Source organism: Micromonospora sp. C95, assembly GCF_018070465.1.
In the GTDB taxonomy this organism is placed as follows: Bacteria; Actinomycetota; Actinomycetes; order Mycobacteriales; family Micromonosporaceae; genus Micromonospora.
In genome coordinates this window covers 216,891-240,105 of the sequence record NZ_JAGPXT010000004.1, presented here as the reverse complement: position 1 = coordinate 240,105, position 23,215 = coordinate 216,891, and the positions used below count along the sequence as shown (strand labels likewise).

General features: G+C 68.9%; 18 protein-coding genes. 13 read left to right on the top strand and 5 right to left on the bottom strand.

The annotated features are described in order from the left end of the window. Nucleotides 1–79: 79 nt before the first annotated feature. Complete coding sequence (locus KBX00_RS07300) at nt 80–1,012, bottom strand: LysR family transcriptional regulator (protein WP_210824548.1); 933 nt, start codon at nt 1,010–1,012, stop codon at nt 80–82. A gap of 77 nt (nt 1,013–1,089) precedes the next feature. On the opposite strand from KBX00_RS07300, the gene KBX00_RS07295 reads away from it, so the two are divergent. The 6 genes from KBX00_RS07295 to KBX00_RS07270 all read left to right on the top strand — a co-directional run bounded on the left by KBX00_RS07295 (nt 1,090) and on the right by KBX00_RS07270 (nt 8,513). Beyond that, on the top strand, nt 1,090–1,782 hold the full coding sequence (locus KBX00_RS07295) for a succinate dehydrogenase cytochrome b subunit (RefSeq protein ID WP_307868220.1): 693 nt from the start codon (nt 1,090–1,092) through the stop codon (nt 1,780–1,782). A 2-nt stretch (nt 1,783–1,784) separates the two neighbouring features. Then, nucleotides 1,785–3,722, top strand: a complete 1,938-nt coding sequence (locus KBX00_RS07290; protein WP_210824544.1) for a fumarate reductase/succinate dehydrogenase flavoprotein subunit — start codon at nt 1,785–1,787, stop codon at nt 3,720–3,722. Beyond that, the gene (locus KBX00_RS07285; RefSeq protein WP_210824542.1) at nt 3,719–4,480 is read left to right on the top strand and encodes a succinate dehydrogenase/fumarate reductase iron-sulfur subunit; all 762 of its coding nucleotides are present in this window, start codon (nt 3,719–3,721) and stop codon (nt 4,478–4,480) included. The genes KBX00_RS07290 and KBX00_RS07285 overlap by 4 nt, the downstream gene beginning before the upstream one ends. 543 nt (nt 4,481–5,023) lie before the next feature. After that, a complete protein-coding gene (locus KBX00_RS07280) occupies nt 5,024–6,205 on the top strand; it encodes a zinc-dependent alcohol dehydrogenase (protein WP_210824540.1) in 1,182 nt (393 codons plus the stop codon). A 93-nt stretch (nt 6,206–6,298) separates the two neighbouring features. Further along, on the top strand, nt 6,299–7,309 hold the full coding sequence (locus KBX00_RS07275; protein ID WP_210824538.1) for a serine hydrolase: 1,011 nt from the start codon (nt 6,299–6,301) through the stop codon (nt 7,307–7,309). Nucleotides 7,310–7,361: 52 nt separating this feature from the next. Further along, nucleotides 7,362–8,513: an MBL fold metallo-hydrolase gene (locus tag KBX00_RS07270; protein ID WP_210824536.1), complete on the top strand. Its 1,152-nt coding sequence runs from the start codon at nt 7,362–7,364 to the stop codon at nt 8,511–8,513. A gap of 34 nt (nt 8,514–8,547) precedes the next feature. On the opposite strand, the gene KBX00_RS07265 is transcribed toward KBX00_RS07270, so the two are convergent. Beyond that, on the bottom strand, nt 8,548–10,059 hold the full coding sequence (locus KBX00_RS07265) for a deoxyguanosinetriphosphate triphosphohydrolase family protein (protein WP_210824534.1): 1,512 nt from the start codon (nt 10,057–10,059) through the stop codon (nt 8,548–8,550). A 62-nt stretch (nt 10,060–10,121) separates the two neighbouring features. Between KBX00_RS07265 and KBX00_RS07260 the strand changes: the two genes are divergently transcribed. The 3 genes from KBX00_RS07260 to metK all read left to right on the top strand — a co-directional run bounded on the left by KBX00_RS07260 (nt 10,122) and on the right by metK (nt 14,687). Next, complete coding sequence (locus KBX00_RS07260; RefSeq protein ID WP_210824531.1) at nt 10,122–12,518, top strand: Tex family protein; 2,397 nt, start codon at nt 10,122–10,124, stop codon at nt 12,516–12,518. 328 nt (nt 12,519–12,846) lie between these two features. Continuing rightward, on the top strand, nt 12,847–13,299 hold the full coding sequence (locus tag KBX00_RS07255) for a hypothetical protein (protein WP_210824529.1): 453 nt from the start codon (nt 12,847–12,849) through the stop codon (nt 13,297–13,299). A gap of 194 nt (nt 13,300–13,493) precedes the next feature. Beyond that, nucleotides 13,494–14,687: a methionine adenosyltransferase gene (gene metK / locus KBX00_RS07250; protein ID WP_210824527.1), complete on the top strand. Its 1,194-nt coding sequence runs from the start codon at nt 13,494–13,496 to the stop codon at nt 14,685–14,687. Between the two features lie 255 nt (nt 14,688–14,942). Here the strand turns inward: metK and wecB are convergent, their stop codons facing one another. From wecB to KBX00_RS07235, 3 genes are read right to left on the bottom strand one after another with little or no spacing between them, the layout of a single operon-like run. Next, complete coding sequence (gene wecB / locus KBX00_RS07245; RefSeq protein ID WP_210824525.1) at nt 14,943–16,067, bottom strand: non-hydrolyzing UDP-N-acetylglucosamine 2-epimerase; 1,125 nt, start codon at nt 16,065–16,067, stop codon at nt 14,943–14,945. Next, nucleotides 16,064–17,209, bottom strand: a complete 1,146-nt coding sequence (locus KBX00_RS07240) for an NAD-dependent epimerase/dehydratase family protein (protein WP_210824524.1) — start codon at nt 17,207–17,209, stop codon at nt 16,064–16,066. Before KBX00_RS07240 ends, wecB begins: the two co-directional genes overlap by 4 nt. After that, entirely contained in the window at nt 17,206–18,246 is a 1,041-nt protein-coding gene (locus tag KBX00_RS07235; protein WP_307868216.1) for a polysaccharide biosynthesis protein, read from the bottom strand. Before KBX00_RS07235 ends, KBX00_RS07240 begins: the two co-directional genes overlap by 4 nt. Before the next feature lie 508 nt (nt 18,247–18,754). Here KBX00_RS07235 and KBX00_RS07230 point away from each other — a divergent pair. From KBX00_RS07230 to KBX00_RS07215, 4 genes are all read left to right on the top strand, one after another. Beyond that, on the top strand, nt 18,755–19,612 hold the full coding sequence (locus KBX00_RS07230; RefSeq protein WP_210824523.1) for a hypothetical protein: 858 nt from the start codon (nt 18,755–18,757) through the stop codon (nt 19,610–19,612). Next, nucleotides 19,605–20,684 (top strand): NAD(P)-dependent oxidoreductase, encoded by a 1,080-nt coding sequence (locus tag KBX00_RS07225; protein WP_210824522.1) that lies wholly within the window; start codon nt 19,605–19,607, stop codon nt 20,682–20,684. Before KBX00_RS07230 ends, KBX00_RS07225 begins: the two co-directional genes overlap by 8 nt. A gap of 258 nt (nt 20,685–20,942) precedes the next feature. Beyond that, the gene (locus KBX00_RS07220) at nt 20,943–21,428 is read left to right on the top strand and encodes a hypothetical protein (RefSeq protein ID WP_210824521.1); all 486 of its coding nucleotides are present in this window, start codon (nt 20,943–20,945) and stop codon (nt 21,426–21,428) included. Nucleotides 21,429–21,707: 279 nt separating this feature from the next. Continuing rightward, complete coding sequence (locus KBX00_RS07215) at nt 21,708–23,183, top strand: lipopolysaccharide biosynthesis protein (RefSeq protein ID WP_210824520.1); 1,476 nt, start codon at nt 21,708–21,710, stop codon at nt 23,181–23,183. Nucleotides 23,184–23,215: the final 32 nt, after the last annotated feature.

Genomic DNA, 23,215 nt, shown 5'->3' with positions numbered 1-23,215 from the left:
ATCTTGCAGTTTTGGTCGCCAATTAATCCCTTTTGACATGCTTTGCCCCGACGAAAAGTGCAAGATCGCCGAGCAGGGGTTAGGGCAGGGGTTCGACGCCGGGTGGGAGTTGGGCGGTGGCGGTGGCGGTGTGGACGTAGTCGAGCAGGATGCGGCGTAGTTCGCGGCCGGCGTGGGTGGGCACGGCGTCGCGGCGGCGGGCCACGGCGATGGTGCGGCGTACGCCGGGTGGGGCTAGCCGGGTGACCCGGATGCCGGTTCGGCGGGCCACCACCATGCCGGGTACCACGGCGATGCCCAGCCCGGCCTCGACGAAGCTGAGCACCGCGTCCATCTCCCCGCCGTCCACCGACAGGGTCGGGTCGAAACCGGCGTCCCGGCACGCCTGGAGGGTGGCGTCGCGCAGGTCGTAGCCCTCGCGGAACATCACCATCGGCTGGTCGCGCAGGTCGGTGATGCGCAGGTCGGCACCGGGCGTGGCGGTGGGCACCGGGTCGACCGAGGCGACCACCAGGCTCTCGGTGAGGATCGGGTCGGCCCGCAGCCCGGGGTCGGCGCCCTGGGCGGGCATGATGATCAGCGCTAGGTCGAGGTCGCCCCGGAGCAGGTCACGGACCAGGTCCTGCGAGCCGCCCTCCTCCATCCGTAGGTCGACGGTGGGGTGGGCGTCGCGGAACCGGCGCAGCACCGGCGGGGCGAGCGAGGTGGCGAGGCTGGGGGTGGCGCCGAGGCGTACCCGGCCGCGCCGCAGGCCGACAAGTTCCTGCACCTCCCGGGTGGCGGTCTCGACGTCGGCAAGGATCCGCTTGGCCAACGGCAGCAGCACCTCGCCCGCCGCGGTGAGAGTTATGTTGCCCCTTACCCGCTCGAACAGGGGTGCGCCGAGGGTGTCCTCCAGGGCGTGAATTTGCTTACTCAACGAGGGCTGGGTGATGCCCACGATGTCGGCCGCCTGGGTGAAATGTCGTACTTCGGCCACCGCGACGAAGTACCTCAGCTGATGGAGCTGCATCTAGATAGCTTATGGCTATCAAGACTAGGGTGTCGATGCATTGGACGACTGATGGAAGTCCTCCTAGCGTCGGTCGAGTGGTAGTCACGACGAGAACCCGGTCGCCCATCCGATCCAATGTCGGCCTCAAGGCCGTCATGGCGGTGACGGGCATCCTGCTGGTGCTGTTCCTCATCGCCCACATGCTGGGCAACCTGAAAATCTTCTCGGGCGCGACCTCGTTCGACCACTACGCGCACTGGCTGCGCGAGATCGGCGTCCCGCTGCTGCCCAGCGCCGGGTTCCTGTGGATCCAGCGGGTCGGCCTGCTGGCGGCGGTGCTGCTGCACATCTGGGCCGCCACGGTGCTGGCGTTGCGCGCCCGCGCCGCCCGCCCGGTGCGCTACGCCCACCGCAAGAAGGTCCGCGGCAGTTACGCGGCCCGCACCATGCGCTGGGGCGGCGTGATCATCCTGCTCTTCGTGATCTACCACATCCTCGACCTCACCACCGGCACGCTGAACCCGGTCGGCGACCCGTCCCGGCCGTACGCCAACGTGGTCGCCGACTTCGCGCCGGAGCGCTGGTACGTCACCGCCTTCTACACCCTGGCGATCGTCGCGCTCGGCTTCCACCTGCGGCACGGCGTGTTCAGCGCACTGCGCAGCCTGGGCCAGCAGACCCCGCGCGGCGAGCAGCGGGCCCGTGCGGTGGCGCTGGTCTTCGCCGTCGTGCTCTGCGCCGGCTACCTCGTGGTCCCGTTCGCCGTACTCACCGGATTGGTGTCCTGACCATGGATCTGTTCACCGAGGGCGACCCGATCGCCGACACCAGGGCCCCCGACGGGCCGATCGAGACCCGCTGGGAACGCCGCCGCTTCGAGGCCAAGCTGGTCAACCCGGCCAACCGCCGCAAGATGACCGTGATCGTGGTCGGCACCGGCCTGGCCGGTGGCTCCGCCGCCGCCACGCTCGCCGAGCAGGGCTACCGGGTCAGGTCGTACTGCTACCAGGACAGCCCCCGCCGGGCGCACTCGATAGCCGCGCAGGGCGGCATCAACGCCGCCAAGAACTACCGCAACGACGGCGACTCGGTGCACCGGCTCTTCTACGACACCGTCAAGGGCGGTGACTTCCGCTCCCGCGAGTCGAACGTGCACCGGCTGGCCGAGGTCTCGGTCAACATCATCGACCAGTGCGTGGCCCAGGGTGTGCCGTTCGCCCGCGAGTACGGCGGCCTGCTCGACACCCGTTCGTTCGGCGGCGCGCAGGTCCAGCGCACCTTCTACGCCCGGGGCCAGACGGGCCAGCAGTTGCTGCTCGGCGCGTACCAGGCGTTGGAGCGGCAGATCGGCCTGGGCAACGTGGAGATGAACGCCCGGCACGAGATGCTGGAGCTGATCGTCGTCGACGGCAAGGCCCGGGGCATCGTGGTCCGGGACATGGTCACCGGCGAGATCACCACCGAGTTCGCCGACGCCGTGGTGCTCGCCTCCGGCGGCTACGGCAACGTCTTCTACCTCTCCACGAACGCCAAGGGCTGCAACGTCACGGCCACCTGGCGGGCGCACCGCAAGGGCGCGTACTTCGCCAACCCCTGCTACACCCAGATCCACCCGACCTGCATCCCGGTCTCCGGCGACCACCAGTCGAAGCTGACCCTGATGAGCGAGTCGCTACGCAACGACGGCCGGGTCTGGGTGCCGAAGGCCAAGGACGACGATCGGGCCCCCCGCGACATCGCCGAGGACGAGCGCGACTACTACCTGGAGCGCATCTACCCGTCCTTCGGCAACCTGGTGCCCCGCGACATCGCCTCCCGGGCCGCGAAGAACGTCTGCGACGAGGGCCGGGGCGTGGGTCCGACGAAGCTGGGGGTCTACCTCGACTTCGCCGACGCCATTGGCCGGCTGGGCCGCAAGGCCATCGAGGCCAAGTACGGCAACCTCTTCGAGATGTACGAGCGGATCACCGGCGAGGACCCGTACGAGGTGCCGATGCGGATCTACCCCGCCGTGCACTACACGATGGGTGGCCTCTGGGTCGACTACGACCTCCAGTCGACGATCCCTGGCCTGTTCGTCATCGGTGAGGCGAACTTCTCCGACCACGGCGCGAACCGGCTCGGCGCCTCGGCGCTGATGCAGGGACTGGCCGACGGGTACTTCGTGCTGCCCAACACGGTCGCCAACTACCTCGCCGCCGGCCCGTTGGAGAAGGTCGACGCGACCCACCCGGCGGCCGTCGAGGCGCGTCGCGACGTGGAGGACCGCATCCAGCGGCTGCTGGCGGTCGACGGTGACCGCACGGTGGACTCGTTCCACCGCGAGCTGGGCCAGATCATGTGGGAGCACTGCGGCATGGAGCGCTCCGAGGCCGGGCTGCGCAAGGCCATCGACGAGATCCGCGCCCTGCGGGACCAGTTCTGGCAGCGGGTCCGGGTGCCGGGCAACGGCGAGGGGCTGAACCAGTCGCTGGAGAAGGCCGGCCGGGTCGCCGACTTCTTCGAGCTGGCCGAGCTGATGTGCATCGACGCCCTGCACCGCGAGGAGTCCTGCGGCGGCCACTTCCGGGCCGAGCACCAGACCCCGGAGGGCGAGGCGCAGCGCGACGACGACCGGTTCGCGTACGTCGCGGCCTGGGAGTTCACCGCCACGGGTGAGCCCTCGGTGCTGCACAAGGAAGACCTGAACTTCGAATACGTCCACCCCACGCAGCGGAGCTACAAGTGAACCTGACCCTGCGCATCTGGCGCCAGTCCGGCCCCCAGGACAAGGGTCGGATGGTGAAGTACCAGGTCGACGACGTCTCCCCGGACATGTCGTTCCTGGAGATGCTCGACGTGCTCAACGAGCGGCTCATCCTGGCCGGCGAGGAGCCGGTCGCCTTCGACCACGACTGCCGCGAGGGCATCTGCGGCATGTGCGGCCTCATGATCAACGGGGACGCGCACGGGCCGCAGCGCGGCACCACCGCCTGCCAGCTGCACATGCGGCAGTTCTCCGACGGCGACACCATCGACATCGAGCCGTGGCGGGCCCGCGCCTTCCCGGTCATCAAGGACCTGGTGGTCAACCGCAACGCCTTCGACACGATCATCGCCGCCGGCGGGTACGTCACCGCGCCCACCGGCAGCGCGCCGGAGGCGCACTCGGTGCCGGTGGCGAAGGCCGACGCGGACGCCGCCTTCGAGTCCGCCGCCTGCATCGGCTGCGGCGCCTGCGTGGCCGCCTGCCCGAACGGCTCCGGCATGCTCTTCACCGCCGCCAAGGTCACCCAGCTCTCGCTGCTCCCCCAGGGCCAGCCGGAGCGCTACACCCGGGTGATCGGCATGGTCGACGCGCACGACGAGGCCGGCTTCGGCGGCTGCACCAACGCCGGCGAGTGCACCGCGGTCTGCCCGAAGGGCATCCCGCTGACCACCATCGGCCGCCTCAACCGCGACTACCTGGCCGCCACCACCCGCCACGCCGACACCCCCGGCACCTGACCCGCCGCGACCGACCCACGGACGGCCGCCGTACCGATCTCCGGTACGGCGGCCGTCTCCGTTCCAGGCCCGCTTCCCGCTCCGCCGCCGGTCCGCGCCATGCGATCCGCGTTTCGGGTACGCCCGCGACCCGCCCTCGCACCACCCAAGCCGCCACTTTCCGCCCGCCAGCCACGTCCGCTGGGGCCGACACCGGATCTCCTCGTCCGGGCCGGGGCAGGGTCGGCCGACTCGTCCGGCACCCCCGGGATACTTCTCTGCGCTGCCTGTCGAGCTGATCCGTCTGCGCTATCGCAGCTATTCGCACAGCGCCGTCAGCGCTCGCCCGCGATCCAGCCACGCCCTCAGCTCGACAGGATCCACCACCCCATCCCTCCGCCGAGGTGCCCCTGCTCCACCAGGCCACCCTCACTCCGCCGAACCACCCTCGCTCCGGGCCTCACCACCCGGCCTACCGCAACCCAGGAGACGGCGGCGCTGCCGATTCAACAGGTCCGTGACGGGTAGCAGTTCAGCTAGGAAAGGCGGCGACTAGGGGGCGGCATGCGGGCATTGACCTGGCAGGGGAAGCGGGACGTGCGGGTGGAGGAGGTGCCCGACCCGAGGATCGAGGATCCGACCGACGCGATCGTACGGATCACCTCCACCGCCATCTGCGGCTCCGACCTGCACCTGTACGAAGTACTGGGGCCCTACCTCAAGCCGGGTGACATCCTCGGCCACGAGCCGATGGGCATCGTCGAGGAGGTCGGGTCCGGGGTGACCCGGCTCAAGCCCGGCGACCGGGTGGTGGTGCCGTTCAACATCGCCTGCGGGTCCTGCTGGATGTGCCAGCGACAGCTCTACGCCCAGTGCGAGACCACGCAGGTCACCGCCGAGGGCAAGGGCGCCGCACTGTTCGGCTACACCTCCCTCTACGGCGCGGTGCCCGGCGGGCAGGCCCAGTTCCTCCGGGTTCCGTTCGCCGAGTTCGGCCCGATCAAGGTGCCCGACGACGGACCGGACGAGCGGTGGCTCTACCTCTCCGACATCCTGCCGACCGCCTGGCAGGCGGTGAGGTACGCCGACACCCCGCCCGGCGGCACCCTGGCGGTCTTCGGGCTGGGGCCGGTCGGGCAGTTCTGTGCCCGGATCGGCCGCCACCTCGGCGCGGACCGGGTGATCGGCCTCGACGTGGTACCGGAGCGGCTGGCGATGGCCCGCCGGCACGGCGTGGAGGTGCTCGACATCTCCCAGCTCGACGACGTGCCCGGCACGTTGATCGACCTGGTGGACGGGCGTGGGCCGGACGCCGTGATCGACGCGGTCGGGATGGAGTCGCACGGCGCGCCGCTGGGCAAGCTCGGCCAGGCCGCCGCCGGGCTGCTGCCGGACAAGCTCGCCCAGCCGATGATCGACAAGATCGGGATCGACCGGCTGGTCGCGCTCAAGGCCGCGCTCAAGGCCGTGCGGCGCGGCGGCACCGTCTCCATCTCCGGGGTGTACGGCGGCGAGGTCGACCCGTTGCCGCTGATGGAGATGTTCGACCGGGGCATCCAGGTGCGGATGGGCCAGTGCCACGTGCGGCGCTGGACCGACGAGATCATCCCGCTGCTCACCGACGACGACCCGCTCGGCGTGGCCGACCTGCGTACCCACCGACTGCCGTTGGAGCAGGCGCCGCAGGCGTACGAGATGTTCCAGAAGAAGCAGGACGGCTGCGTGAAGGTCGTTCTCGCCCCGTGAGCCCATCGACGGGGTCACCTACGTCGATCCCTCGGCCTAGGGTGTGTCCTGGACACACCAGGGCACCGACGGGAGAGAAGAGTGACCATTCGGATGGACCGCAGGACCGCGCTCGGCCTGGGCACCGTGGCGACGGCCGGCGCCGTGTTCGGCACCGCGATGCCCGCCGCCGCTGACCCGACCGAGCAGGCGGGCACGGCTGACGAGCCGGGCAGGGACCGCGAACGGCTCGCCGCCCGCATCGCCGCGGCCTTCCAACGGGTGAGCAGCCGGGCCGGCGGCAACTGGCAGGCGTACGTCAGCCTGGCCGGTCCGGACGGGCCGCTGGTCGCCGTGGACGAGTCGGCGGACCTGCGGATCGAGGCGTACAGCGTCAACAAGATCGCCGTGGCGGTCGCGGTGCTGGACAAGGTCGACCGGGGCCTGCTCACCCTCGACCACCAGGTGGAGGTGACCGAGGCGATCGTGGTGACCGGCGGGGACGGCATCTTCAGCCTGGACGGTGCCTACCCCAGCCTGGTGACCGTCGGCCACGTGCTGGCGAACCTGCTGACCGTCTCCGACGACACCGCGGTACGGCTCTGCGGGCTGGTCTGCCCGGCCGCCGAGATCAACCAGATCCTGGTCGCGAAGGGCTTTCCGAACACGCAGGTGCAGCCGGTGGCCAACCCGAACCGCTTCTTCCTGGGCACCAGCACGCCGCGGGAGACCCACGACCTGCTGCGTGCGCTGGTCGCCGGCACGTTGCTCTCCCCCGCCTCGACCGATCGGGTGCTGCGACTGCTGCGTTCGCCGGTGGCGTTCACCGACGGGGTACGCCGCGAGATGTCCTCCGCCGAACGGGCCCGCGTCGCCACCAAGGCCGGCTGGTTCGTCGACGCGCGACACGAAGCCGGAGTGATCTTCGACACCGCCGGTGCCCCGCTTGTGACGTACGCCCTCTTCGCCGACGGGCAGGCCGGCGCGGACGACTTCGGCGCCACCCACCCCGCCGTGCAGGCACGGGCCCGGTGGGGTCGGCGGGTGATGGACCTGACCGCCGGTTTCGGTGGCACCGGCACCACCCACCGCAAGCACCCGTACCGCCCCAGCAACGGCGGCTGAACCCGGCCGGCGGCGGCTACCGTGGACCTCGGGGATCAACAGAGGGGGGACCATGCGGGCGCCGAACGAGCCGAGCGGACGTACCACCGGTCGGCGGATCACCGGGTCGGTGGCGGGCCTGGCCGCGGTCGCCGGGCTCGCCACCGCGGCCTGGGCCGCACGGAACGTGCCGGCCGCGATCGGCGGCCGGCTGGCCGGCGCCCGGGCCGAACGGGCGGCCCGGTCACCACAGTTCCGCGACGGCACCTTCCACAACCGCGCGGACACCCGCACGATGGTGCCCAGCTCGGACCGCAACCTGTTCCGGGAACTGCTCTTCGGCAAGCAGAAGCGCCGGCCGGGCGCACCCGTGCCACTGCTGCGGCCGGCCGCCGAGACCGGCATCGACCCGGCGCGCGAACTGAACGTCGTCTGGTACGGCCACGCCTCCGCCCTGATCGAGATCGAGGGTCGCCGGGTGCTGCTGGACCCGGTGTGGAGCGACAGGTGCTCCCCGTCGACGGCGGTCGGCCCGCGCCGGCTGCACCAACCGCCGGTACGCCTCGACGAACTGCCCCGCCTCGACGCGATCCTGATCTCGCACGACCACTACGACCATCTCGACATGGGCACGGTGCGGGAACTGACCGCCCGGCAGTCGGCGCCGTTCCTGGTGCCGCTCGGAGTCGGTGCCCACCTCGACCGCTGGGGCGTACCGGCGGAGCGGATCATCGAGCTGGACTGGTCGCAGACCCACCGGGTGGCCGAGCTGGAGATCACCTGCACCGCTGCCCAGCACTTCTCCGGCCGGGGCCTGCGGCGCAATGGCACCCTCTGGAGTTCCTGGGTGGTGGCCGGCCAGCAGCGCCGCGTCTACTACACCGGGGACTCCGGCTACTTCGGCGGGTACGCCGAGATCGGTGCCGCGCACGGGCCGTTCGACGTGACGCTGATGCAGATCGGCGCGTACGACCGGGCCTGGCCGGGCATCCACATGTTCCCGGAGGAGGCGGTGGCCGCCCACCTGGACCTGCGCGGTGGGCTGTTCCTGCCGGTGCACTGGGGCACGTTCAACCTCGCCCTGCACGACTGGTCCGAGCCGGTGGACCGGCTCTGGGCGGAGGCGAAGGCCCGCGACGTGCGGCTGGCCGTGCCACGCCCCGGCGAGCGGGTGGTGGTCGACGACCCGCCGCCGGTCGACGGCTGGTGGCAGGCCATCGCCTGAGCCGCCGACCCCGAGCGGGCCCGGGCCGGCCGTCTCAGAGGACGAAGGCGTCGGTCCAGAGAGCACCGGAGCGGCCGGAGAGCGCGTCAAGCATCGCCACCGCCTGGCCGTCGGTGAGCTGGGCGACGAAGTCGACGATGGCCCGGCCGCGCGCCTTGCCGAGCCGGTCCGGGGTACGCGGATGCAGTTCCGCCTCGGCCAACTCCACCAGGTCGTGCAGCCGCCGGGGCAACCGGGACTCCTCCTCCGGGTCCAGCAGCCACTCCCGCAGCGCGTCGACCAGGGTGTCGAGGAGTCGGGCCTGACCACGCTGGTGCAACGCCAGGTCGGGCCGGGCCAGCACGAACCGGTGATGGACGAACTTGAGCACCTGCACCTCGTGCCACTGCGCCGGGGCCAGCAGCACGTGCCCGGAGCGTACGGCGGGCTGCTCGACGACGGTGATCGAGTCCACGAAGCGGGTGGTCCACCGGGCGGAGAAGCGGGCCACGTACTGTTCCGCCTCGATCGAGCCGTCGAACGGCAACGCCAGCAGCCCTTCGACCAACTCCTCCCGGACGTGTTCGACGGCGGCGGCGAACGCCTCGTCGTCGGCGATCCAGCCGTCCTTGTGGTGCAGCTGGCGACGCAGCCGCTCGATCGACGAGCCGGGCCGACGGGCCGAGGTGGCCAGCGCGGAATCGGTGATCGCCCGCAGCTGGCCGACCTCACGCTGCCAGGCCATCAGCTCGGCGGCCACCGTGCCCTGCTGGAGCACCCCGACCCGGTAGAAGTCCTCCACGTCGTGGATGGCGTACGCGATGTCGTCGGCGGTGTCCATCACCGACGCCTCGACGGTCTGCTGCCAGTCGGCGATCCGGCCGGCGAACGGTGCCCGGGCCTGCCGCAGGTCGTCCAGCTCCGTGCGGTACGCCCCGAACTTCAGCGAGCCGCTGTCCGGGTCGTCCGGCGGCGGGGTCGCGCCGCGCGGCGGCGGATCCATCGTCCGGGGGTGCGGGTCGGGGTGGTCCAGCCGGGTCCACGGGTACTTCAGCATGGCCGCCCGCACCGCCGCGGTCAGGTCCAGGCCGGTGGTCGCCGCGCCCCGGATCTCGGTCGAGGTGACGATCCGGTACGACTGGGCGTTGCCCTCGAACCCGTCGGTCAGGCCGAGCCGGTGCCGGGCCAGCCGGTCCAGCACCCGCTCCCCCAGGTGCCCGAAGGGCGGGTGACCGAGGTCGTGGGCGAGCGCGGCGGCCTCCACCACGTCCGGGTCGCAGCCGCCGAGCTTCTCCACCAGGTCGCGTTGCTGGCCGTCGGCGGTGAGCCGTTCGGCGATCGCCCGGGCCACCTGGGCGACCTTGAGACTGTGGGTGAGCCGGTTGTGCACCAGCAGCCCGGACCCGCCCGGGCTGACCACCTGGGTGACGCCGCCGAGCCGGGTGAAGAACGGCGAGCCGACGATCCGGTCCCGGTCGGCCCGGAACGGGCTGGTGGCCAGGTCGCCGAGGGCCCGCGCGCTGCCGCCGAAGAGTCGGCGCGCCCGGGGGTCCGCAGGTGGTTCCATGATCGCCACGGTAGCCCGGCAGAATGCACCACGGAACCCACACCCGAAGGCGGAGCGACAACGTGACCCTCTCTGTTCATCAGCGGATCGCCGAGGAACTCGGCGTCGCCGAGCGCCAGGTACGCGCGGCCGTGGAGCTGCTCGACGGTGGTGCCACCGTGCCGTTCATCGCGCGGTACCGGAAGGAGGCCACCGGCCTGCTCGACGACACCCAGCTGCGCACCCTGGAGGAGCGCCTGCGGTACCTGCGGGAGCTGGACGAGCGGCGGGCCGCGGTACTGGAGTCGATCCGCTCCCAGGGCAAGCTCGACGAGGCCCTGGAAGCGCAGATCATGGCAGCCGACTCGAAGTCCCGCCTGGAGGACATCTACCTGCCGTACAAGCCGAAGCGGCGGACCCGGGCGCAGATCGCCCGCGAGGCCGGGCTGGAGCCGCTCGCGGACACCTTGCTCGGCGACCCGTCGGTGGAGCCGCGCTCGGCGGCGGCTTCGTACGTCGACGCCGACAAGGGGGTGGCCGACGCCGCCGCCGCGCTGGACGGGGCGCGGGCCATCCTGATCGAGCGGTTCGCCGAGGACGCCGACCTGATCGGCATGCTGCGCGAGCAGATGTGGTCGCGGGGCCGGCTGGTGTCCCGGGTACGCGAGGGACAGGAGAGCGCCGGGGCGAAGTTCGCCGACTACTTCGACTTCGCCGAGCCGTACCCGAAGCTGCCCTCGCACCGCATCCTGGCCATGTTCCGGGGCGAGAAGGAGGGCGTACTCGACCTGACCATGGACCCGGAGACCGAGGGCGACGTCGACGCGGCGGTCACCGGGCCGACCCGCTACGAGGCCGCCATCGCCGGCCGGTTCGGGGTGACCGACAAGGGGCGGCCCGCCGACAAGTGGCTGGCCGACACGGTGCGCTGGGCCTGGCGTACCCGCATCCTCATCCACCTCGGCGCGGACCTGCGGATGCGGTTGTGGCAGGCGGCCGAGGAGGAGGCCGTCCGGGTCTTCGCCACCAACCTGCGCGACCTGCTGCTGGCCGCGCCGGCCGGCGCCCGACCCACCATGGGGCTGGACCCGGGCCTGCGGACCGGCGTGAAGGTGGCCGTGGTCGACGCCACCGGCAAGGTGGTCGCCACCGACACGATCTACCCGCACGAGCCGCGCCGGCAGTGGGACGCATCGCTGCACACCCTGGCCACGCTGGCCGCCGCGCACGGGGTCGAGCTGGTCGCGATCGGCAACGGCACCGCCAGCCGGGAGACGGACAAGCTGGCCGGTGACCTGATCAAGCGGCACCCGGAGCTGAAGCTGACCAAGGTGGTGGTCTCCGAGGCCGGCGCGTCGGTCTACTCGGCCTCCGCGTACGCCGCCCAGGAACTGCCCGGGCTGGACGTGTCGCTGCGCGGCGCGGTCTCCATCGCCCGCCGGTTGCAGGACCCGCTCGCCGAGCTGGTGAAGATCGACCCACGTTCCATCGGTGTCGGGCAGTACCAGCACGACCTGTCCGAGGTGAAACTGTCCCGGTCGCTGGACGCGGTGGTGGAGGACTGCGTCAACGGCGTCGGCGTGGACGTCAACACCGCCTCCGCGCCGCTGCTGACCCGGGTCTCCGGAATCGGCGCCGGGCTGGCCGAGAACATCGTGCTGCACCGGGACGCCAACGGCCCGTTCCGCACCCGGGCCGAGCTGAAGAAGGTGGCCCGGCTCGGCCCGAAGGCGTTCGAACAGTGCGCGGGCTTCCTGCGCATCCCCGGCGGCGACGACCCGCTGGACTCCTCCAGCGTGCACCCCGAGGCGTACCCGGTGGTGCGCCGGATCCTCACCTCGACCGGCCAGGACCTGCGGTCGATCATCGGTAAGTCGGCGATCCTGCGCGGGCTGCGCGCGACCGACTTCGTCGACGACACGTTCGGCCTGCCCACCGTCACCGACATCCTCGCCGAGTTGGAGAAGCCGGGCCGCGATCCACGGCCGGAGTTCAAGACCGCGACCTTCGTCGAGGGTGTGGAGAAGATCAGCGACCTGACGCCGGGGATGGTGCTGGAGGGCGTGGTCACCAACGTGGCGGCGTTCGGTGCGTTCGTGGACGTCGGCGTGCACCAGGACGGCCTGGTGCACGTGTCGGCGATGTCCCGCACCTTCGTCAAGGACCCGCGCGACGTGGTGAAGTCCGGCGACGTGGTGAAGGTCAAGGTGCTGGACGTCGACGTGCCGCGCAAGCGCATCTCGCTGACCCTGCGCCTGGACGACGAGTCCGAGCCCGGCGCCGGACGTGGTGGCGGCCGGAACGGCGCGGCCGGGCAGGACCGCGGCGGCCAGAGCGGTCGGGGTGGCCAGGGCGGTCGGGGTCGCCAGGGCCGCGACGGGCAGGGCGGGCAGGGTGGGCAGGTGCGCCAGGGACGCGGCGCGGCGGCACCCGCCGACGGCGCGATGGCCGACGCGCTGCGCCGCGCCGGTCTGCTCTAGAGATCCTCTTTCGTCGACGGCCGTGGCCGACGGGACGCAAACCCGGTCGCGCCGGACCCGGCCGTTGGCACCAGCCGAGGCATATACCACCTCGCGCCCTTTGCTCTGCTTCAACGGACGCAACGGTTTCGACGCACCGCTGGTGCGTGGGTTGAAGCAGAGCAAAGGGCGTCAACCCACACACCGATCGGGTTCAACACATCGGACAACTTCGAGGATGCTGCTGCCTCAACCCGTCGCGAGACAGCAGCATCACTGAAGTTCGTGACGGTGCCAGGGGTAACGGGTAGGGCTGGGGAGGGCGGCCGGGTGGGCGTACCGTCGGGGCGTGGTGAGCGACGGCGGCGCGGAGTGGCGGGAGACGCGGCAGCAGGCGGTGTTGGCGCACGCGGCGGCCGCGCAGCGACGCCGGGAGGCCGAGCAGGCGGAGGCGGCGGCGCTGGTCGGCGCGTTCGTCGCCGAGGCACGGCGGCGCGGCCTGGCCACCACCCGACTTGTCGCCCGTTCCCATGACGGCCGGGCCCGCTACCGGACCGGTCTGCACGGCTGGTACATCGACCGGGCGCGCAGCCGGGCGGTCGACGTCGACGGTCGTTTTCACCTGCTGACCGTGCCGCGCTCGCTGCGCGCCCGGCTCCTCGGTGCCGACCCGCAGCCCAGCCCGCCGCCGCTGGTGGTGGGCGCGGGGGGACGTGATGGTGAGTCGATGCCGCTGCATGTCCTGCTCCGCCGGCGACTCGCTGACGGCGAGTCGTCTGCCGCCGGGCCTGCTACGCCATGAATCCGAGCAGGCCGGCGACCACGATCACGCAGGGATAGAGCGGTCCGAGATCTCCGCCCACCTGTGCAGCAGCCCGAACGCTGTCTCTCCGGGGCAGGGAATGTGGAGTTTACGGCGCGGCATTCTGCTATAACCAACAAGTCAATTAAGACAAGGTAGACATAGCGTGCCAAGCTAACGCTGAGGAGAGGCCCGTGAAGCGGCGTTTGTTCACATCAGAGTCCGTAACCGAGGGCCACCCGGACAAGATCGCCGATCAGGTTAGCGATGGCATCCTGGACGCGCTGCTGGCAGCGGATCCGCGTAGCCGGGTCGCGGTGGAGACACTGATCACCACCGGACAGGTGCATGTGGCCGGTGAGGTGTCCACGGAGGCGTACGTCGATATTCCGGCCATCGTGCGGGAGACGGTGCTGCGGATCGGGTACGACTCGTCGAAGAAGGGATTCGATGGCGCCTCGTGTGGGGTGAGTGTGTCGATCGGATCCCAGTCACCGGATATCGCGCAGGGCGTGGACAACGCCCATGAGCTGCGTACCGGCTCCTCTGGCGACGTCTTGAACGCGCAGGGTGCGGGCGATCAGGGCATGATGTTCGGGTTCGCGTGTTCGGAGACCCCAGAATTGATGCCGCTGCCGATCGCGCTGGCACACCGGCTTGCCCGGCAGCTCTCAGCAGCGCGGAGGAACGGCACCCTGTCCTATCTGCGGCCGGACGGCAAGACCCAGGTGACCGTGGAGTACGACGGACTGCGTCCGGTGAGGCTGGACACCGTGGTGATCTCCACCCAGCATGCGGCCGGCATCTCTCTGGAGTCATTGCTGACTCCAGACGTACGGGAGCATGTGATCGGCCCCGAGCTGGAGGCGTTGGACTTGGCGACCGGAGGCTACCGACTGCTGGTAAACCCCACCGGGAGGTTTGAGGTGGGTGGACCGATGGGCGACGCCGGTCTGACCGGACGAAAGATCATCGTGGACACGTACGGTGGATATGCGCGGCACGGCGGCGGCGCGTTCTCGGGCAAGGACCCGTCGAAGGTCGACCGGTCGGCCGCGTACGCGATGCGGTGGGTGGCCAAGAACGTGGTGGCCGCAGGGCTCGCGGAGCGGTGTGAGACGCAGGTGGCGTACGCCATCGGGAAGGCGCAGCCGGTGAGCCTGTTCGTGGAGACCTTCGGCACGGAGACCGTACCGGTGGACCGGATCGAGAAGGCGATTCGGGAGGTCTTCGACCTGCGGCCAGCCGCGATCATCCGCGATCTCGACCTCCTACGCCCGATCTATCAACAGACAGCCGCGTACGGTCACTTCGGTCGCGAGTTGCCCGACCTGACATGGGAGAGCACCGACCGTGCCGCCGACCTGAAGTCCGCGGCCGGAGCCTGAGAGGACGGCAAGGGCACGCCGAGCGTAGCCAGGCAGTATTCGAGCACCCTCCGGGTGGTAGCGAATAGCAGGATCTGAGAGTCCTCACGTCACTGACACCGCTTCATGCCCTCTGGACTGACGGCTGTGCCTGCGAACGATCCGGGGCGACCGCGCAGTTGACGAAAACGTTCGTCCCGAGGTGGCCACTGTCCGCGTCCGCTGGGGGATTCCTGACGAGGAACGCCATGGGTCGAAAGGGCGCTGATGGTTAGGTCAGCGCCGAATGCCAGCCCAATCGTGGTGGTGTCGGACGGTGGAGAGGATAAAGTCGACGACTCGGCGTGAGGTGTCCGGGACCTGGTAGTCAACGGGGCAGGGCACGCCGTCGGTGTTGACCTGGTCGACTGCTACGGTGATCGCCTCCAGCACGCCCTGCCGGTCCAGACCGGTCATGATGATTCCGCCGGCGTCCAACGCCTCCGGCCGCTCGATCGACTCGCGCAGCGTCACCGCCGGGAACCCGAGGATCGCCGACTCCTCGCTGATCGTGCCGCTGTCAGAGAGCGTGCATCGGGCGTCGCACTGCAATCGTACGTAGTCAAAGAGTCCGAACGGCTCGTGGAACGCGATCCCCTCCAGATCGCCGGCATTGGCGGCGTGCGCCTCCAGCCGCTTGCGGGTACGCGGGTGGGTGGAGACCAGCACCGGCAGTCCCCACGTGTCGTGGACCGCGCGGAGGCAGTCCAGCAGACGACGCAGCCGGTCAGGATGGTCCACGTTTTCCTCGCGATGTGCACTCACCATGAAGTAACGACCGGGTTCTAGTTCGAGCCGATCGAGTATGGCGGATCGGTTCACATCGGCGCGGTGGTACTCGATCACTTCCCGCATGGGGGAACCGGTGTGCAGGATGCGGCGCGGGTGCAGCCCTTCGGCCAGCAGGTTTCGCCGGGCGTGTTCGGTATACACGAGGTTGAAGTCGGCGACATGGTCCACCAGGCGCCGGTTCGTCTCCTCCGGCACATTGAGGTCGAAGCAGCGGTTGCCGGCCTCCATGTGATAGACGGGAATCCGCATCCGGCGAGCCATCAGGGCGGAAATGCAGCTGTTGGTGTCCCCCAGCACCAACAGCGCGTCGGGCCGCAGCTCGGCGATCGCCTCCTCGACGCCGATCAGCACACCGCCGAGGACCCGTCCCAGCGAGGTCGTGTCGACCCGCAGAAACCGGTCTGGCGCGCGAAGCAGCAGTTCGGTGAAGAATACATCGGAGAGGGTGGGATCCCAGTTTTGTCCGGTATGGACCAACGTATGGTCGACCGTACGATCCAGCCGATCGATCACCCGGGAAAGCCGGATGATCTCGGGTCTGGTGCCGACGACGGTCATCACCCGGGTCATCCACGCCCTCCCGCCATCATCACCGCCGCCATCGAGGTGGATTCGCCCACCGGCTCGACATACGTGTCGGGCTGGGACGGGTCGAAGAGGTCGTTGGCCCAGAAGAGGGTCAGCAGCTCGTCGGAGCCGATGTTGACGATGTTGTGCACCCACATGGCCGGCATGTCAACGACGACCGGCGCGTCGCCGCTCACCGGAAACCGGATCACCTCGTCATGCCCGACCCGGCGGAGGTTTATCACGGCCGTGCCGCGCAGCACGACGAACCGCTCCACCTTGGCCAAATGGAAGTGTTCCCCTCGGGCCACACCGGGATAGCTGGTCGAGCAGAAGGTCTGCCCGGCCCCACCATGCGTCTTGACCACCTCGACCAGACCGCCACGCTGGTCGCTGCGCCGCGTCAGGGGCATCGGATAGTGCGCCGGGAAGCAGTGCGACCGGTAGGTGTTGAAGATCCGTACCTGGTGCCGGTCGCTCAGCGTCGGGATCTCCCCAGTCCGATACGTCGTAGCGAAGTAGCTGAGTAGTTCGGCAACGCTCCGCACTGTGACTCGGAGGGCTGGCATGGTGACATCCCACGGCCCCCCCGCCGGAGCGCCGATCAGCCGGGCGGCAGCATCGGTCACGTGCACCAGGTCGAGCTCGCGATCCTCGCGGACGTCCGGTTCGCCGCCTTCGGCAAGGAGCCGGCAGAAGGTCGCGACGACCGAGTTGTAGAAGGGACGACCGTGCTCGCCGTACAGATTGGGAAGGCGCACATCGATGAAGGCGCTGCCGACCTCCCTGGCGGTGGCGAGCGTGGCAGCAGCAGTCGACTTCGAGTCTCCGTACGCCGTGCCGTTTCCCGCCTGCGTCGAGTTGGCGAACACCACCGTTTTCGGCGGTGCCGGGCATCGCCGGAGACCGCGGACCAGGGCGGCCGACGGTTCCACGTTGCCGGCCGCCACCTCGGTGGGGTCGCCGCGGTTGACCCCCGCCAGGTGCAGCACCCGGTCCACGCCGGCCAGCCTGGCTGCGACGACCTCCGGCTGTGTCAGGTCCGTTCGGGTCAACACCACCGGCTCCGGCCACCCCAGAGCGCGGACCAGTACCCGTACGTGCCAGCCGAGAAAGCCACCGGCACCGGTCAGGGCGAGCCTCATGACGCCGGAGCCAGTTCGCTTGCCGCCAACTCGGCACGAACCTCGGGCAGGGTGAGCAGCAACTCCATGATCTGCGGCACGTCAAGCTGCGTCGCGTTGGCGGAGTTGAAGTCATCGCCGTCAGCGGTGGCCAGATCGCCCTCGGAGACGTAGAGGGCGTAGTTGAGATCGCGATCGTCGACCGGCACCCGGAAGAAGTCGCCTAGGTCCTCCGCCCGGGTCAGTTCCTCCCGACTCGCCAGCGTCTCGTGCAGCTTCTCCCCGTGGCGTACCCCAATCAGGTCGAGCTTGGTCGGCACGTCAAAAAGCTGGCAGAGCGCGGCGGCGAGGTCCCCGACGGTGCAGGCGCTGGCCTTGCGGACAAAGAGATCGCCTGGACGCGCGTGCAGGAAGGCGTGCTCGACGAGTTCGACCGACTCCTCCAGTGACATCAGGAATCGGGTCATCGACGGGTTGGTCACCGTCGGGGCACGCCCCACCTTGATCTGCTCGATGAAGAGCGGGATGACCGAACCTCGTGAGTACATGACGTTGCCGTACCGGACACTGGAGATCGTGGTCCGGCTCTCCGGGTTGTTGCGCGAATGCGCTTGGGCCAGCTTCTCCATCAAGGCCTTCGTCATGCCCATCGCGTTGACCGGATAGACGGCCTTGTCGGTGCCGAGCATGACCACTGAGCTCACCCCGTTGCGCTCGGCAGCTTCGATCACGTTCCCGCTGCCCAGGATGTTGGTGCGGACCGCCTCCAGCGGGAAGAACTCACAGGAGGGGACCTGCTTGAGCGCGGCGGCGTGAAAGACGAAGTCCACATCGCGGGTGGCCCGCTGCACCGCGTCGTAGTCGCGCACGTCACCGACGTAGTAGCGGACCCGTTCGTCGCCGAGCATGCGCCGCATCGCATCCTGCTTGGCCTCGTCTCGGCTGAGCACCCGGACCTCGCCGACGTCGCGGTCGAGCAGCCGGCGGACCATTTTCTGGCCGAACGAGCCGGTGCCGCCGGTAATGAGGACCCGCTTTCCAGTGGGCAAGAAGTTCACGCAGCTCCCCGTTCCATCGATGGGACGCGGGCCGGTCGCGCCCAAACCTTCTGGGTGGTCGGTAGGTCAACGACCGGAAAGCGGACTGGACACGTGAAATGCCCACCTATAGGCGATCTGGTGCTCTCGGTTCGTCCGCACGGGTGGTCGGGACACGAACACCAGCCAGCCCGCATCGCGCCTGGTCCTCCCTAGTTATACGAAGGGAGTACCCGCGAATCACCGAACCCTCTGTGGAATCAGGGCTGGCCTGTTACAACCATCCCAGACCTCTTTGATCTGGAAAGGTGTTGTTAGTGAGCTGCTGTCGCTTTTTACTCGCCCGGAGATGTCCGCGGTACGGGATCGCGTCGATATGACCACTACCCTTGCCAGTGGGGTCGTGACCGCGCTTGCCGTCGGTCTTCTCCTACAGCCGCTGGTTCTCCGCGCCATGACGGCAGCCTCGGTCATCGACACGCCCTGCGAGCGCTCGTCACACACCATTCCGGTCCCGCGTGGCGGAGGGGTGGCCGTCGTTCTTGCTGCCACCGCCGCGCTCCTGCTGGACGACCGAACTCGCATACTCGCGCTGCCGCTGCTGTTGTTTGCGGCGATCGGCCTGGTGGAGGATCTTCGTGGCGTCGCGGTACGCGTCCGGCTGGTCCTTCAGTTGCTCGCCGGCCTGCTCACCGGCCTGGTACTGCTGGACGACGACCAGCCACTCACCGCCCGAGCGGTTGCCCTGCTCGTCGTCGCGGTATGGCTCACCGCCTATTCCAACGCATTCAACTTCATGGACGGGGTCAACGGCATCTCTGCCACCCAGGCGATCCTGGCCGGATGGGTCTACGTCGCACTCGGCCTGATGTGGGATCTGCCGGTGTTGACCTCCGGCGGCGCGATCGTTGCCGCCGCCGCCACGACATTCCTGCCATGGAACGCCGGACGAGCGAAGATCTTCCTCGGTGACGTCGGGGCGTACTCACTTGGCGGGATCCTCGGCACCTTCGCGGTGTACGGGCTGTTGAGCGGCGTACCCGCGGAGGCGGCTCTGGCGCCACTCGCCCTTTATCTGGCCGACACCGGATGGACCCTGGCACGCCGGATACGACGGGGCGAGCCCTGGTATCGCGCCCATCGCAGTCACGTCTATCAGCGGCTGACCGACGTCGGCTGGTCCCACCAGCGGGTCACCACGGCGACGGCGTTCGTCGGCGCTGCGGCGGCCAGCTGTTTCGTCGCCGCGGCGGTAGGCGGGTCGCTCGTCCGGGTAGCGCTCGACGTGGTCGGCCTCGCCATATTGGCCGGCTATCTCTCCACCCCGTCGCGGCTCACGTCCCGACCGACCCGGCCGCAGCCGGCAGACAGGAGCGTTCATGCCTGACCTTTCCATGTGGCGTAAGGTCCATCCGCTTACCCCCGAGTCAGGACCGGCGGACGTCGTTGCCGTGCTCGGAAGCAGTGGCTTCGTCGGCCGAGCCGTGGTCTCCGAGCTGCGTTCCCGCGGCATCGGCGTCCGACCGATCCGGACGCCCCGGTTGCAGTGGCCGCATGGCCAGAGTCTTGAGACAGTATCCGTGCCGAGGTACGTCCACCGTGAGGTGACCGAGGACCTTGCCTCCCGGCTTGAGGGCGTCCAGGTAGTAATCAATGCGGCCGGGCTGCCGGACGGTTGTGCGCCGGCGAGCTTGGCCCTGTATGGGGCGAACGCCTTACTGCCAACGATCGTCGCCAGATCCTGCGCGTTGGCCGGCGTCGAGCGGTTCGTCCACGCAAGCTCCGCGGCAGTTCAGGGCACGATGGCGCTCGACGAGACGAGCCGCACCGCCGAATTCTCGCCGTACTCACGATCGAAGGCACTCGGCGAACGCCTACTGCTTCGCGAGGACATGGTAGAGACCACCATCTACCGCGCGACTTGGGTTCATGACGTGGACCGGCCCAACACGCGCGGCCTCATCCGGCTCGCGCAGTCTCCAGTGAGTTTCGTCGCCGGCAACGGTTGCGCCCCAACCCCCCAGGTACTCATCGATGACGTCGCCGACGCGATCGCACACCTCGCGCTCGCTCCGGGGCCGGTTCCGCCGATCGTTCTCCAGCCGCCCAATGGCATGACGACAGGGCTGCTACTGCGACTGCTCGGCGGGCGCGAGCCCCGGCGCGTGCCGCGGCTCGCGGCTGGCGCCGGCACCCGCTGCCTCACCGTCTACGGAAGAATCAGTCGTGGCGCGAACGCCCATGTGCGGCGCATCGAGATGGTCCTGTTCGGCAAGGAACAGGTGCCAGGCTGGCTGGCCGACCAGGGGCTGGCGCCCAAACTGCGCCCGGAGGCATGGGAGCGACTCGCCGCCCGAATACCCGGCCGGAGCCAGCAATCGCAAGCAGCCAGTCTTCCTGACGTGAATGGAGTTCGACTTCATCCGAGGTGCTCTACAGATTCTGAAATACGGCATTAAATGGCTTACAACGGGACTACGATCGCAACCATGACCAAAAAATCAGTGATGGCACGGGTTCGGGCGCGGATACCGGGTGTTCCGCGCTCCTCCAAGGAGCTGTTGGCATCACTCGCCGTCCTGTCTTCCCTGCGGTCACAGGGATGGCACCGATCTCTGAGCAGCGGGGCGCCCGTCAGCGCGGGTGGAAGTCCCCGCCCGTGGCTGACCTACCCGGCAATGGAGTGGCTCGAACGCGTACTCACGCCGAGCGTCCGTGTGTTCGAGTACGGTGCCGGTTCATCCACGTCCTGGTTCACGCAGACCGGCCGGGTCGCGGAGATTACCGCAGTCGAGCATGACCCGGGATGGTTCGCACAGCTCCCCCAGCCGCCGAGCGGCAGGATCTTGTACATTCCGTGCCAGGGAACCTGGTGGGAGGCGGATGAGGCCGCGCCGTACGTGCGTGCCATCGCGGACGGGGCTCCCTGGGACGTGATCGTTGTCGACGGCATGGGTCGCACCACATGTGCCCGGGCAGCCACCAACTATCTGTCCCCCTCTGGCTTGCTGGTCCTCGACGACACGGACAGCGCCGAGTCCGTAGCGGCGCAGGCGGCGCTGACGAGCCAAGGCCTCGGTCGACTGGACTTCTGGGGATTCAAACCCGGGATCGGCTCGCTACGCTGCACCTCGGTGTTCAGCCGGGACTTCAACTCCTGGCTCGTCACCGCCGACTACGCGGAAGCGGCAGACTCCCGGTGAGGCGGGCGGATTGTCGTTGCCCGAGGCCGTCGCCGTGCGGTAGGTCGCTCCGGCGAACAAGCATCGTGTGACCGATTTTGTACACGAGGGCCGCGTGGGATCGGTCCGCCATCGAACCGCGCGACTCGTGGCGTGGGACCACATCAGTTCGGAGTGATGTGGATGGTACGCAGCTCCCACGCGGCGTCGGAGCATCGCGCAAGAGAAAGACGCCACAGTGACGTCGAGTCGCAGTCACGAACGGGCCGACGCGAGGCGCGGCAGGCAGGTGATCACCGAATGCGTCTGATGCCGGGCTTTGACGGTCGCGGCAGGGCCGCCGAGCCTTCCGTCGGAAATCTTCAAGCGGCGACGCACGAGACGGTCACGCGCTCAGGGCGCTCGCGTCAGCTGGCTTGGGGGGTCGTCACGATGGCCCTTAGCCGTGGGATCGCTGTTCTGGTTCCCGTGGTCCTGATTCCCGTGATGCTGCCGCACCTCGGCGCCGAGTTGTACGGGTTGTGGGCGACGACCGTGGCTCTGACCGCCATGGCCGCGTTCGCTGACCTCGGGCTCGGCAACGGCCTCATGACCAAACTCGGACGGTGCCACGCCGAGGATCTGGTAGATCAAGCCAAGCGCTACATTGCGAGCGCCTACACTGCCCTGGCAGTGGTTGCGCTGATCACCTGCGCAAGCTTGTGGGCCATGTCCGACGTGATCCCCTGGTCCCGCCTCTTCAATGCGAACGGCACGGTGACCGCCTCGGATGCGACGGCGATCGCCCTGGTGTGTTTGGTCGGCTTCGCAGTAAGCCTGCCTTTCACTCTGATCGTACGAGTCCAGTACGCCTATCAGCGAACAGTGCAGAGCAATCTGTGGCAGTGTGGCGCGAACCTGTCACCCCTCCCGCTCGTCCTCACCGCTGTGCACACCGGTATGTCGCCGGCCGCTGTTGTCGCCGCCGCCGCCGCAGGCCCACTGATTATCACGATCGCCAACAACGTTTGGTATTTCACCAAACAGAGACCCGATCTGAGACCACAGCTGAAATATGTCGAGCGAGACGCCATCCGGGCCTTGTTCAAGCTGAGCACCCTATTCCTTGCGTTGACTATCGTCATGGCCCTGGCCAACAGCTCCGAACCGTTTGTCGTGGCGCATGCGCTCGATCTGCGCGCGGTCACGGACTACTCCGTTGCTGCGCGGCTTTTGGCAGTGTTAGGTTCGATCGTGTCGGTATTGAATCTTCCCTTATGGCCGACAAGCGCGGATGCCCTGGCACAGGGCCACGGACTCTGGGTCAGACGGACCACCCGACGGATGATCGCCGTGTCGCTGGTCGCCGTCGTAACTCTCTCCGCGGTACTGGTGCCTGCAGGCGAAGTCGTGCTGCAAAGGTGGGTCGACGGAGCGGTCTCCGCGGACCCCATGCTCCTCGTAGGATTTGCGCTCTGGTTCCTGGTTCTCGGAGCGACATCGCCGTGGCTAACCGTGCAACTCGCAGCGGGCGTTGTTCGGCCGCAACTGCTCGGCTGGTCGGCATATCTTCTCGTCTCCGTTCCCGCCAAATACGTCGGCGCCGCACTCTTCGGCGTTGTAGCGATACCCTACATAGGAGCGGCGGCATTCTTGGCGACCGTCCTTCCGGCTGCCCTTCACGGCTATCGGCGCGTGTTGTCGACATGTGGCGACACACGCCGTCGCAGCCTCTCGGACATGGCCATCACCACCAAATTCGAGCACGATCAGAACAGGCAGGCCACTGATGTTTGATACACCGTCGCAATTGCCCAGTGAGCAAGGAG

What these genes read in the sequence shown, in the direction of transcription:
- KBX00_RS07280 (WP_210824540.1), top strand. Translation starts at nt 5,024, where the DNA reads ATGCGGGCATTGACCTGGCAGGGGAAGCGGGACGTGCGGGTGGAGGAG.
- KBX00_RS07225 (WP_210824522.1), top strand. Translation starts at nt 19,605, where the DNA reads ATGCCTGACCTTTCCATGTGGCGTAAGGTCCATCCGCTTACCCCCGAG.
- KBX00_RS07275 (WP_210824538.1), top strand. Translation starts at nt 6,299, where the DNA reads ATGGACCGCAGGACCGCGCTCGGCCTGGGCACCGTGGCGACGGCCGGC.
- wecB (WP_210824525.1), bottom strand. Translation starts at nt 16,067, where the DNA reads ATGACCCGGGTGATGACCGTCGTCGGCACCAGACCCGAGATCATCCGG.
- KBX00_RS07265 (WP_210824534.1), bottom strand. Translation starts at nt 10,059, where the DNA reads ATGGAACCACCTGCGGACCCCCGGGCGCGCCGACTCTTCGGCGGCAGC.
- KBX00_RS07290 (WP_210824544.1), top strand. Translation starts at nt 1,785, where the DNA reads ATGGATCTGTTCACCGAGGGCGACCCGATCGCCGACACCAGGGCCCCC.
- KBX00_RS07270 (WP_210824536.1), top strand. Translation starts at nt 7,362, where the DNA reads ATGCGGGCGCCGAACGAGCCGAGCGGACGTACCACCGGTCGGCGGATC.
- KBX00_RS07300 (WP_210824548.1), bottom strand. Translation starts at nt 1,012, where the DNA reads ATGCAGCTCCATCAGCTGAGGTACTTCGTCGCGGTGGCCGAAGTACGA.
- KBX00_RS07240 (WP_210824524.1), bottom strand. Translation starts at nt 17,209, where the DNA reads ATGAGGCTCGCCCTGACCGGTGCCGGTGGCTTTCTCGGCTGGCACGTA.
- KBX00_RS07215 (WP_210824520.1), top strand. Translation starts at nt 21,708, where the DNA reads ATGCGTCTGATGCCGGGCTTTGACGGTCGCGGCAGGGCCGCCGAGCCT.